General features: G+C 58.6%; 8 protein-coding genes. 3 read left to right on the top strand and 5 right to left on the bottom strand.

Translation table 11 applies throughout. The features are described from left to right. The first annotated feature begins 5 nt into the window (after positions 1-5). The gene (locus H6F59_RS00980) at positions 6-3,137 is read left to right on the top strand and encodes a UPF0182 family protein (protein WP_190694412.1); all 3,132 of its coding nucleotides are present in this window, start codon (positions 6-8) and stop codon (positions 3,135-3,137) included. A gap of 3 nt (positions 3,138-3,140) precedes the next feature. Here H6F59_RS00980 and H6F59_RS00975 read toward each other — a convergent pair whose 3' ends face one another. Continuing rightward, a complete protein-coding gene (locus tag H6F59_RS00975; protein ID WP_190694410.1) occupies positions 3,141-3,578 on the bottom strand; it encodes a hypothetical protein in 438 nt (145 codons plus the stop codon). Positions 3,579-3,793: 215 nt separating this feature from the next. Between H6F59_RS00975 and H6F59_RS00970 the strand changes: the two genes are divergently transcribed. Further along, a complete protein-coding gene (locus tag H6F59_RS00970; protein WP_190694408.1) occupies positions 3,794-4,732 on the top strand; it encodes a glycosyltransferase in 939 nt (312 codons plus the stop codon). 68 nt (positions 4,733-4,800) lie between these two features. Here the strand turns inward: H6F59_RS00970 and H6F59_RS00965 are convergent, their stop codons facing one another. The 4 genes from H6F59_RS00965 to H6F59_RS00950 all read right to left on the bottom strand — a co-directional run bounded on the left by H6F59_RS00965 (position 4,801) and on the right by H6F59_RS00950 (position 10,067). Beyond that, positions 4,801-5,007 (bottom strand): hypothetical protein, encoded by a 207-nt coding sequence (locus H6F59_RS00965; RefSeq protein WP_190524248.1) that lies wholly within the window; start codon positions 5,005-5,007, stop codon positions 4,801-4,803. A gap of 366 nt (positions 5,008-5,373) precedes the next feature. Next, a complete protein-coding gene (locus H6F59_RS00960; RefSeq protein WP_242021200.1) occupies positions 5,374-6,369 on the bottom strand; it encodes an SGNH/GDSL hydrolase family protein in 996 nt (331 codons plus the stop codon). A 199-nt stretch (positions 6,370-6,568) separates the two neighbouring features. Further along, positions 6,569-9,439: a tetratricopeptide repeat protein gene (locus tag H6F59_RS00955; protein WP_190694406.1), complete on the bottom strand. Its 2,871-nt coding sequence runs from the start codon at positions 9,437-9,439 to the stop codon at positions 6,569-6,571. A gap of 94 nt (positions 9,440-9,533) precedes the next feature. Further along, positions 9,534-10,067, bottom strand: coding sequence for a pentapeptide repeat-containing protein (locus H6F59_RS00950; protein WP_190694404.1), 534 nt, complete (start codon positions 10,065-10,067; stop codon positions 9,534-9,536). Positions 10,068-10,540: 473 nt separating this feature from the next. On the opposite strand from H6F59_RS00950, the gene H6F59_RS00945 reads away from it, so the two are divergent. Next, positions 10,541-12,088, top strand: a complete 1,548-nt coding sequence (locus H6F59_RS00945; protein ID WP_190694402.1) for a SagB/ThcOx family dehydrogenase — start codon at positions 10,541-10,543, stop codon at positions 12,086-12,088. The last annotated feature ends 16 nt before the right edge of the window (positions 12,089-12,104 follow it).

Below are 12,104 nucleotides of genomic sequence, written 5' to 3'. Positions count from 1 at the left end.
GGCCCATGATCACTAAGGCATTTGCAAAAAGTCTGCCCCGATGGGGGTGGCTGGGTCTAGGGCTGCTAACTCTGATCTTTTTCGATGCGATTATTAATCTTCAAGCTGAGCAGCTTTGGTTTGGGGAAGTCAACTACCTAGAGGTGTTTTGGCTGCGGCTTAAGTCACAGCTGCTGCTCGGCATTATTCCTATTTTGTGCACCTTGGGCTTTACCTGGGGCAACCTGGCCCTGGCCGATCGCGCCCAGCCGATGGAGAAGCCTAGCGATCGCCGCGATCAGGCCAGCAGTTTAGGCCTCAGCGGGCTGCTGTTGCTGGGGGTCACCCTGAGCTTTTTGCTGGGCTTGCAGCTAATTTACCAGGGGCAAATTGCCGGCGATTTTTGGCAGCAGACCACCACCCTCTACGACTCCGCTACACCCCTCGCCCTATGGCCCAAGCTCCAGCTATTTAAGGTCGTTGGGCAAATTTTTATCACTCAGCCCTGGATGCTGATCGCCCTAGGCATTAGCACCGTGGCCTTTTTGCTATATCCGCGACAGCTGGGGCGACTGGCGGCAATGCTGATGAGCCTCGGCTACGGGCTGATTTTAGCCAAGCAGTGGCCAGCCTTGCTGCTTTCCCTCGACCCCGTACCCTATGGTCAGACAGAGCCGATCTTTGACCGAGACATTGCCTTTTACATCTTTCGGCTGCCGGTGCTGCGCCTGCTGGAGTTTTGGGTGATTGGCGGACTGTTTTTCACCCTGGTCAGCGTGTATCTGGTCTACTTGCTCAGAGGCCAAACCCTCAGTCAAGGGCGCTTCTATGGTTTTTCAGTCGCCCAGCAGCAGCACCTCTACAGCCTGGCCGGACTGCTGTTTTTGGCCACCAGCTTTAGTCACTGGCTAGCGCGCTACGAAGTGCTTTATGCGAGTGAAGGCGTGGTGTATGGCGCTGGCTACACCCACGTCAATGTGGTGCTGCCCGCGAACTGGCTGCTGTCGATATTCGCTCTGGGGATGGGGCTGGTCTTTTTAAGCCGAGGGCTGCTGTGGGCCCCAACCTATATCAACCCCATGCGCAGAACTTCTCCCACGGGTGCCGGCAAAGCGCCCTTGGGGTGGTGGGCAGGGATGGGGCGCACCAGTTTACTGATCAAAGGAATCTGTGGCTATTTGGCATTAACCCTGTTGGGTCTAGTGATAGCGCCTGCTGTGGTGCAAAGGCTAGTGGTGCAGCCTAACGAACTTCAGCGTGAGCGCCCCTACATTACCAACTCCATCGCCCTCACCCGCACCGCCTTTGATCTAGAGGCCATTGAGTCAGAACCCTTTGACTCTAGCGGTGATCTAAACGTCGAAGACATCCAGCAAAACGATCTCACCCTCGAAAACATTCGTCTGTGGGACCCACGGCCGCTGCTCGACAGCAACCGTCAGCTTCAGCAAATCCGCCTGTACTACGAGTTTAAAGATGCCGACTTCGATCGCTACAATATTTTGAACCAGGAGCGCCGCTCAGAGCGCCGTCAGGTAATGATCTCAGCGCGGGAACTCAACTATGAGCGGGTGCCCGAGATTGCTAAAACTTGGGTGAACGAGCACCTGGTCTATACCCACGGCTACGGCTTCACCATGAGCCCGGTGAATACCGCTGGCCCCGATGGGCTACCCACCTACTTTGTTAGCGGCATCAACAACCTGCCCAGCAGCGACCAGGTGCGTCAAAGCATTCCCATCGGTGAGCCGCGCCTGTATTTTGGGGAGCTCACCGACACCTACGTCATGACCAACACCCAACTGCTGGAGCTTGACTACCCCAGCGGCAACGAGAATGTCTATACCTCCTACCTGGGCCGGGGCGGCATTAACCTGGACAGCATTTGGCGACGGCTGTTGTTTGCTCGCTACCTGCTCGACTGGCGCATGCTGTTTACTGAAGACTTTACCGCCGATACGCGACTGCTGTTTCGCCGCAACATTGCCGATCGCGTTCGGGCGATCGCGCCTTTTCTGCGCTTTGACACCGATCCCTACCTAGTGGTCGCTGACATTGGCAACGCCTCGCGGCAATGGGGTACTGGCGTAGCTCACGGCAGCCGTCCCCCCAGCACGGTCAGCTTTGAGGGTTTTCGCGATCGCGACCCGAACCTCACCGTCGAAAACTACGATTCCCAAGACACCGAAGGCTACCTTTATTGGGTGATCGATGCCTACACCGTCAGCGGTCGGTACCCCTACTCTGACCCTAGCGACAACGATTTCAACTACATTCGCAACTCGGTCAAGGTGGTGGTCGACGCCTACAACGGGGCAATTAGCTTTTTTGTCACGGATCCCAACGACCCCATTATTCAGACCTGGGATCGGCTGCTGCCTGCCATGTTTGAGCCGCTAGAGGCCATGCCCGATAGCCTGCGCGCCCACATTCGCTACCCGCAGGATCTCTTCTCGGTACAAGCCAATTCGCTCATGACCTACCACATGACCGATCCCCAAGTGTTTTATAACCGGGAAGACCAGTGGCGCGCGCCTAATGAAATCTATGCGAACGAGGCCCAGCAGGTTGATCCCTACTACCTGATTATGAAGCTGCCCCAGGAAGACACCGAGGAGTTTGTGCTGCTGCGGTTGTTTACTCCCGATCAGCGCAACAATTTAATTGCCTGGCTAGCGGCAAGGTCGGACGGCGATCGCTACGGGCTGCGGCTGCTCTACCGCTTTCCCAAGCAGGATCTGGTGTTTGGCCCTGAGCAGATCGAGGCCCGCATCAACCAAGACCCCGAGATTTCCCAGCGCATCTCTCTCTGGGACACCCAGGGGTCCCAGGCCCAGCAGGGCAATTTGCTGGTGATTCCCATTGAACAGTCTCTGATCTACGTAGAGCCCTTGTATCTCGTGGCTGAGCAGAATCAACTGCCCACCTTGGCTCGGGTGATTTTGGTCTACAAAAACCGTATTGCCATGGCTCCCACGCTACAAGCGGTGCTGTCGGCGGTGTTTTTAGAGGAGCCCGAGCCAGCGACCCCAATTTTGCGCGAGCTGGGGGCAGAGACTCCCGAAACCGACCCGCTGCAACCGCTGCCGGGTATAGACACCCCCGCCGGAGCCCCGGCGGAAGGGGGCCTGCTGGAAGGACTGCCGGCGGAGGAGTGACCGTTATGGTCGATCTAAAAACTGCGCCAGCAGCTCTTTGGCGGGCTCAACCATCGCCCAGGTGCCATCGGCCTGGCGTCGGAGGGTGGCAAAGGCCACGGTGTTGCCGCTGCCAATAGGCTCACCCTGGGACAGGTCACCCAGCTTCACCTGGCGCAGCCCGCAGAGGCGAAACAGGTAGGCCGGCACATCGGGGCTCGATAAAATGATGCACTGGTCGGCGTTGCCTTTGGCAGGCTGCACCTGACCATCAAACGGCATAAACACTCGATTGCCCTTGAGATCGACCGTAATGTCGCCTAGGCCGCTCTGTACTGAGTATCCTGCCAGGCGATCGCCGGGCTGCAGCGCCCACTTTTGGTGCAGGGTGACGTTACGAGGGCTGGGGTCTGGGCGGGAACTGGAGCAGGCCGTAGTCAGCAGCACGAGGGCCAGAGTCATTCCCTGCCAAGGCCTCCACCCTAGTTGATGGCCGCTGTCTATCCTTGTCCTTAGCTCTGTCTTAGCGCCCATTGATCGTCGGCCATAAATACACATGAACTTTAGTTCATTTATACTGAATATGCCATTATTTTTTGGGATGGATAGGGGCATAGCCCAATCGCGTCTAGAGCAGGCCAAGGCGCTAGGATATTAGGGCCATTTGGAGGCCCGCCGTGTTTTTTAGCGTTGTTACCCCTACCTACAATCGCCAGCCCATTCTCGAAAAGTGCTTGCGTGCCCTTGAAAACCAGGTTTTTGACTCCGCCCTAATTACCGACTACGAACTGGTAGTGGTAGATGACGGCTCTACCGATGGCACGATTGAGTGGCTGCAAGCCGCTGCTGCCGAATTTCCCCATGTGCGGCTGGTGGAGCGTCACCACCAGGGGGCGGCGGCGGCCCGCAACTACGGGGTGCAGGTGGCCCAGGGGGACACTATTGTCTTTGTGGACAGCGATGTGATTATGCCGCCGGGCAGTCTCCAGGCCCATGCCCAGGCTCTAGTCGATGCCTACCAACGTTTAGGAGACGATCGCGTATTCACTGCCGGGCGCCTAGTGAACACCAGCAACTTTGAGCGGCCCACCGTCGAACCCGCCAAGGTGACGGACTTCTCCAACGCCTTTTTTGATACGGCTAACCTGGCGATCGCCCGCCACTGGCTGCTGACCGCTGGCCTGTTCGACACCGAGTTTAGCCAGTACGGCTGGGAGGATTTAGAACTGGGGGTGCGGCTCAAAAATCTGGGCGTCACTATGATCAAAGTGCCTGAAGCCGTGGGCTACCACTACCATCCACCCTTCTCCCTCGATCAAATTCCCAAGATGATCGACCAAGAAATTCAGCGCGGCCGCATGGGAGCGATCTTTTATCAAAAGCACCCCACCCGCGAGGTGCGCATGATGATTCAGATGACCTGGCTGCACCGACTGCTGTGGGGCTTGCTCACCGCGGGCGGGCGGTTGAACGAGCGCACCATGGCCCCCCTATTGCGCTGGCTGATTGCCCAAGGCAAGCCCCGGGTGGCTCTGGAACTGGCGCGGGTGTTTCTCAACTGGTATACGGTGCAGGGGGTGTATGCCGCCTATAGCGAACTTCAGCAGCAGGGATAGAGGGTGTAGGGTGCAAGGTGCAGGGTTCAGGGTCGGTCTCTAGCCTCATACCCTGGACCCTATATCTCTTACATCAGCCACATTTCAGCAGCACTGGCGATCGCCATCGCCAGCATCCCAACCGCCAGATATTGCATCAGGGGCGGCTTAGCTTGCCGCTGTCGCTCAGTAGAGCGCAGTGCACCGTAGATGTGGGGTGCTCCGATCAGAAAGAAGAACAGTTGGAGGATGTCGACCTTCCGCCGCTCCAGCGTGAAATCGGATTGGGGGTGCATCGGAAACTCTCCTTTGAGGTTGGCACTAAACGTTGGCCGTCGTGACCAGGCTCAATGTAACACAACATTAAAAAATGTTGTGTTATGTCGCAACATGATCTTCTGAGCTTTCACCCCAAGGACGGATCTATGGCAGAAGAATGAAAATAGAAGAGAAAAAATGGCTGACAGGCTTGAATTTTGGCATTTTTGGCTTTCCTAATCCAGAATTCACCTGTTGTCGCAGAAATTTGCAGTCAGCTTTGATTAAGCTCAATCGCAGAGCGGAAGTATCCGTAGCGCTGTCGTCTGGCTCTATGAGCGGCTTGACCGGTGAACCTATGAGAGTTTAGACCTAGATTGCCTGCTGCTGGAAGCAGTATTTTCTCACCACAGATCGCTCAAAGGCTCATGGGTAGATGGCAGAGCTGACTCGGAAGGACGGTTCCAAAGTTCGAGCAGGAGCTTAGCTAGAGCTTGGCTCACCCAGTCATTGCCCTCGGGGCTGAGGTGAATGTGGTCGAAGTAGAGCTGTTCGTGGGCCGTCTGCTGAAACAGGGGCAGACCGTCGAGGTAGGGAATCCCCTCATTTTGGGCAAAGGCGGTGAGGCGCTGGCGAGCCACCAATTCGTAGTCGCGGGGGCCATCGGAATCAAGCTCGCGGCGCAGGGGAGTCATGGCGATCGCCAGCCGCCCGCCCGCATCCTGCACCACCTGGTTGAGCTGGCGCAGGGCCTCTAGGTTGACCCCCACGCGATCGCCACCTTGGTCATGCAGCGCTTGCAGGGCTGGGCTGGGGGTATAGCTAAACCGACGCTGGACTACCTCCCACAGGGCTAGGGGCGGACGGCGGATGGGGTAGGCGGGGTTGCGACCCAGTTCGTAGCTGTTAGGGGCGATCGCAAACAGATCGTCAGTATTTAGCACCACCAGCACCAACTGGGCCTCAAAGGTGCCAAACCGCAGCAGATAGCCCAGCTCGTTGCGCGGCCCCCAGGAGTTGGCCGAGGCGTTGAGCACCTCCACCGTTTCTACTCCCGGTGGGTTGAGCGCAACGAGAGCCTGCTGCACCTTGACCGACAGCAGCTCGCTTTGATCGGTCCACCAGCCGCCGTTGACAATCGAGTCGCCCACCATCAGCACCCGCAGGGCATCGGTCGGTCTCTGGGGATCCACCGCTGGCCCCCGCATCGAATATTGGTTAATCTCAATGCGATTGCCCCGCCGCCGCAGGCTCTGGTTAGGAGCTAGGCGGTAGCCGGTACGGGCATCGGCGACGTAAAGAGGTGGGTTGCCCAGGCCATAGCGCACCCGCAGCAGCAGCTCGGCGATCGCGATCGCCAACACCCCAATTCCCAACGCCCAGAGCAAAATTTTGATCAAGGTTGCCCCTATTGCAGCACCACATTTTAGTCACATTCCCCAGGGTTGTGGCAGGGGATAGGGCGATCGCGCTTCACGTACGTTGGCTAGATAAATGCTGTAATGCTGATTATCCAAGAGAAATCCTGCTTACTGTTGGGCGATCGAGAACGAAAACTGGCCGTTTCAAATCACCTTCAGCGGCAGTCATTGACAAGCGCTATTCCACTAGCTCGCGGAACCAGTTGTCGCTCCACAACTCGTCAAAGGCAGGCTCGGTACGGGCTTCTTCGCGGTAGTCAGGGTCAAGGCGCACCGCCTGCTGTAGCGCTTCCATGGCATTGTCGAACTGGCGTTGAAGGGCGTAGCAGAGGGCCTTGTGATAGTGGGCCTTGGGGTAGTCAGGGTCGAGGGCGATCGCTCGATCAAAGCTCTTAATCGCATCCTCATCGCGACCCAGCTTCACCAGGGCCAACCCCCGGTTGTCCCAACCCTTGGGGGCATCGGGGTTGAAGCGGGTGGCTTTGTCAAAGCTGGCCAGAGCATCGTCGTAGCGCTCTAGCTCAATCAGCGACAGACCCCGATTGAGCCAGGCGATCGCATCGTTGGCCTGGTACTCCACCGCCTTATCAAAGGAGTTAAACGCCTCCTCGTGCTGCTGCAAAATGCCGTAGGACACGCCTCGGTTCACCCAGGCTTCGTGGTATTCGGGATGAATCTCTAACGCCCGGTCAAAGGCGGCGATCGCATCTTCGCGACGCTTAAGGCGGCTTAGCACCATGCCCCGGTTGAGCCAGGCCTTGGCGTCGTCGGGGGTGATTTCGGTAAGCTGGTCAAACACCACCAAGGCATCTTCGTGGCGGCGCAGCTCCCGCAAAATAAGCCCCTTTTGCAGCAGCGCTACGGTGTGTTTGGGCTCTAGCTCCAGGGCATGGTCGAGGGAATCGATCGCCCCCTCCAGCTGCTCTAGGGCCTGCTGGGCCGTAGCTCGGTTGAGCCACACCTGGGTGTTGACCGGCTGAATGTCGAGGGCTTTGTCGTACTCGGCCACTGCCAGGGCATAGTCGCCGTCAGCCAGGTAGCGATCGCCCCGGCCAATATATTCATCAGCGGTGAGAAACAGCTGGGGTCGGTTGGTCTCCAGCCGACCGATCTTGTCGGTAATCGTCTCGAACTGCTGCCGTGCCTCACTCATAAACGAGTCGGCCAGGTACTGGGGCGACACTTCGCCCAAGCGGCGCATAATCTCGTCTTTCTGATGTTGGGCTTCTGCCTGGATAGCCTCTAGCCGCACTTGGTAACTCTGCTGTAAATCGCCCAAACGACCCAGGCTAACCTCTCGCCCGGCCTCAATGTCGGCTTCCAAACGAGCAAAGCGCTCCGCCATTTCGGCCATTAGCCCGTCGAGCTGGGTGCGGGCCGCCGCCTCGCGCTCGGCGGTGGTGCTGCCTAGGGTAGCTAAATCTTCGCTGAGGCGAGCATCGAAGGTGTCGATTTTGTCGAGGATGCGATCGCGGCGGGTAAAAATAGTGCCGCGCACCTGATTGAGCTGCTCGGCAAAGGCCGCTTCCATCGCCCGCAGCCCGTCGAGCACCTGGAGCTGCTGCTCCCCTGCCGCCTCTTGCAGCACCCGCACCTGCTGGCGAAAGGCGTTGGCGGTGCCCTCCACATCGGCCAGCAGGGTCGATCGCTGAATCTCGGCCTCGGTGGCCATCTGGCTAAGCTGGCCCTGCAACGTCTGGGCCGTGCGCTGAAAGTCGTCGAGGGTGTTTTGTTGGCGAGAATCCACCTCGGCGCGGGTAGCCGTAAAGCGCTCCAAGGCCTCATCCGCCGCCCGGCGCAGGTCGCCCAGCAGCATATCCTGCTGCTTTTGAATATCGAGCTTCAGGCCACCAAACTGGGCCAAAAACTCGTCGGCTTGGCGGCGCAGGTCAGCCAAGATGCGGCTGCGCTGACCATCCACCTCGCCGCGCAGGTTGGCAAACCGCGAGGTGAATTCGTCGATGGAGCGCTGAATAGTTTGTAACGCTAAGTCGCGCTCGCCTAGGGCACTCACTTGCAGATCGCCCAGCTGGCGGCTGATCTCCTCAGTTTGGGTTTGCAGACGAGTGAGACTGCCCTGGCGCAGCGCCTCTAGGGCCTCGGCAATGGTGGCGGCCTGGCGCTCTACCTGGTCGCTGGCCTGGGTAGTGAGCTGCTGGCGCAGGTCGGCTAGGGCTACCATGACGCGATCGCGCTCTTCTTGCATGGCCAGGGTCATCGTGCCCATCTGGTCGGCAAAGCTGGTTTCGGCGTTGCCGATTTTTTGCAGCACCGCATCTTGATGCACTTCTACATCGCTGCGCAGTCGGTTCACATCGCGCAAAAAGCCGGTCTGATTTTCTTCGAGGGTGCGAAACACGACGTCGCGCTGAAGCTGGGTATCTTTGCGCAGGGTGGTGATTTCGTCATCGGCGGTTGCTCGCAGCCCGGTCAAGTGACCGACAAAGTTGGCCTCAGTCGACTCTAGCTTCACCTGCAAATCGCTCAGGGTCGACTGCCAGTCGTTGATCGTGCGCGCTTTGAATTCCGCCAGGTCATCCACCAGCCGGTTGAGCACCTGCTTTTTGGTAACAGCCTCTTCTTGGAAGCGATCGGTACGGCTGTCTAACTCGGCGGCTCGCTCTTTCGCCTGGTTGAGAATGTAGTCGAGGTCGCGGGTGGCCGTTTGAATTTTGGTTTCTAAATCGGTGATGTCGTTAATTTGGTTGCGCACAACAACCGAGACTTCTTGAATCACCGATCGCCGCATCAGCCACAGCATCACCACGCCAACGCTGAGCAGCAGCAGCAGCGTGCCCAGCATGACAAAGAATAGAGTGGTAGCGCGACGAAAGGCCAGATCGGCCTCGGTGCTCAGCCGTTCTAGCTCGGCGGTGGTCGCCGTCTGGGCTAGCCGCATTGGTTCCGGAGCTGAGGCAACGAGCTGAGGCTCGGCTTGTTGAGAATCTTGCGCGATCGCAGGCCGCACCACCCCGCCGCTGATCAACATCAGCGCCAGCAGCAACAGGGGTCGGGGAACATCGGCCAGGGAACGCATGGGCTGCCTCATCAGGACTGTCCTAATGGAATAGGACTAGGATACCTGATACTTCAAAGGGTTAGGGCAGGGGCCAGCAACATTTGGCTGGGGGTTTGTGGCCTTTCTAACGGCCATAGTTGTAACCATTGGGCAAAATTGTCGTGCCGTCGCAGCGGCTCTCGACTAGGTCGGCCCCCGTTGCCCGAAACAGGTTGCACCGGCTGAGATTAGCCCCGCTAAGGCTAGCTCCGCTGAGACTGGCCCCGCTGAGACTAGCTCCCTCCAGATTAGCGGCGCTGAGGTTAGCACCGCGCAGATCGGCCCCGCTGAGGTTGGCCCCGCGCAGATCGGCTTCACACAGATTGGCCCCGCGCAGATCGGCACGACCCAAGTCAGCCCCGGTCAGCAGGGCGGCTTGCAGGTCAGCCCCGTAGAGGTTGACGTCGCCCAAATGGGCTTTTACCAAGCTCGCGCCCCCCAGTTTGGCCCCGCTGAGATTGCTGTAGGGAATGTAACTCTCGTCTAGACAGCTACCCTGCAAGTCGATCTGACGCAAATCTACTTCGAACAATTCAGCCCCGGTCAAATCGATCGCTGCAAAGCATCGCTGACCGTTTCGGTATGCCGCCAGCAGGGCATCTTTTGTAAGTCGATCCATTGCTGTTGCTGAAATCAGGCCGTAAGCCTGAGTATTTGTGCTCAACTAAACGTCACCTGCCAATGTAAACGTTTACGTTTCGCAACATGAGCGCGTTAAGCTTCTCTTCAGGTTTTTAGCGCTGTGTTTGCTTGCTTGACAGGGGCTGATCTCGCTCTTTGAGCTCATTCCACTGAGCGGTTGTGTTTTGGTCGTCTAGCTCTCAGGACTCAAACCTTTGACGGTACCGATAGGCCTCAGCTGACGTAGCGTTTTCCCAGGAGCATGCCACGGACCGTTTTGAAGGCGTGCTGACCTGGTACTCAGTATCTAGCCAAGTGCTGAGTGCCCATCGGCTGATGCTCGATGGGGAGAGTCGCCGGGGGCCGCGATCCCATGCTTTTCCTGTAGGCTACACTGATCACACCTGCCCGGCGCGGCCCGCGATGGCCCTTTGGGTCGGCCTTTGATCATCGCACCCCTCCCCTCCGGCCATGCCCGACGCTCTGGTTTCCATCGCCCAGCACTATCACAGCCGTACCAAGTACGACCCCGACACTCTCGAGTCGAAGGCACGGCCCCTCGACTATAGTCGCCAGCCCACTCCTTTCAAGACCTACCGGGTGGGGACCGAGATTGACCTCAAACCCTATATAGACGAGAGCAACCCGCCGAAGCCAGACAGCGAGCGGGTCGATTGGATGCGACTGTCGCGGCTGCTGATCAACGCCTACGGGCTGACGGCCAAGTTTCCGACCGCCACGGGGCAGACTTTTTACCTGCGATCGGCCCCCTCGGCGGGAGGGCTGTATCCGGCGGAGATCTATATTATTTCGCGCGGTACTCGGCTGCTGCCAGCGGGCCTGTATAACTACCAGGCCCGCAGCCACAGCCTTTGGCGCTATTGGGATGACCACGGCTGGCAGAATTTACAGCGGGCCTGCTTTTGGCATCCGGCACTGGAGGCTACCCATTTGGCCCTGGTGGTGACGGGAGTGTTTTATCGCTCTGCCTGGCGCTACCAAGACCGCGCCTACCGCCGCATTTGCCTTGATGTGGGCCATCTATTGGGCAACCTGGAGCTGGCCTGCGCTCTGGTTGACTATCGCCCCCACCTGGTGGCCAGCTTTGCTGACGAGGCCGTGGCTGAGCTGCTCTACATCGACGCTACCCAGGAGGGGGCGTTGGCGGTGCTGCCCCTGGCCGACCTGCTGCTGGTGGAGCAAAACTTGCCCTGTGCTCAGGTAGCCTTTGCTACGTCACCCCAGACCCAGTTCCCATCGGTGCCCGATGGAGAACTGCTGAGTTACTTTCACCAGGCGACTGCTATCGCCTCCACTGCCGATGTGCCCCCGTGGGCGATGCGCCCTACCGGTGATACCCCCCAACCCGCTGACACTCTCGAAGATAAGTACAACCTGCCCTTTGGGTTGCGAGTGCCCACTACTACCGCCTCCATCGCCTGGGGACCTCAGCTAGAAGAGCTAGAGATCACGGTATTTAAGCGGCGATCGACTCGGCGCTACACCGGTGGGTCGATTTCTTTAGAAGCGTTGAGGCTATTGCTCGACTTTACTTACCAGCCTCACCATTATTCTAACCAGGGGCTTGACCTCGACCCCGATTACTGCGATCGCACCCTGGTGCATACCTTTGTGGTGGCCTGCGGAGTCGAGGGGCTCGACGATGGCTGCTACTACTACGCTCCCCGCAGCGAAGAGCTGCGCCAGGTGCGCTTTAAAAACTTCCGCCGGGAGCTGCACTACCTCTGTCTGGGGCAGGAGCTAGGCCGCGATGCCGCCGCCGTGGTGTTTCACACCGCCGACCTAGCGGGAGCGGTGGCGGCCTACGGCGATCGCGTCTACCGCTATCTGCACCTCGATGCCGGGCACCTGGGCCAGCGGCTCAATTTGGCGGCCGTCCGCCTGGGGTTAGGGGTGAGTGGCATCGGCGGCTTTTTCGACGACCAGGTCAATGAGGTGCTGGGCATTCCACCCGACGAAGCGGTGATTTATGTGACTACTCTGGGGCAGCCAGGATAGTCAGGGTAGTTTAAAC

It is taken from the genome of Nodosilinea sp. FACHB-141 (genome assembly GCF_014696135.1).
In the GTDB taxonomy this organism is placed as follows: Bacteria; Cyanobacteriota; Cyanobacteriia; order Phormidesmidales; family Phormidesmidaceae; genus Nodosilinea.
This window is presented reverse-complemented; position numbering and strand designations above follow the sequence as displayed.

Coding starts and splice junctions, on each gene's coding strand:
- H6F59_RS00980 (WP_190694412.1), top strand. CDS start 6: ATGATCACTAAGGCATTTGCAAAAAGTCTGCCCCGATGGGGGTGGCTG.
- H6F59_RS00975 (WP_190694410.1), bottom strand. CDS start 3,578: ATGACTCTGGCCCTCGTGCTGCTGACTACGGCCTGCTCCAGTTCCCGC.
- H6F59_RS00965 (WP_190524248.1), bottom strand. CDS start 5,007: ATGCACCCCCAATCCGATTTCACGCTGGAGCGGCGGAAGGTCGACATC.
- H6F59_RS00955 (WP_190694406.1), bottom strand. CDS start 9,439: ATGAGGCAGCCCATGCGTTCCCTGGCCGATGTTCCCCGACCCCTGTTG.
- H6F59_RS00950 (WP_190694404.1), bottom strand. CDS start 10,067: ATGGATCGACTTACAAAAGATGCCCTGCTGGCGGCATACCGAAACGGT.
- H6F59_RS00945 (WP_190694402.1), top strand. CDS start 10,541: ATGCCCGACGCTCTGGTTTCCATCGCCCAGCACTATCACAGCCGTACC.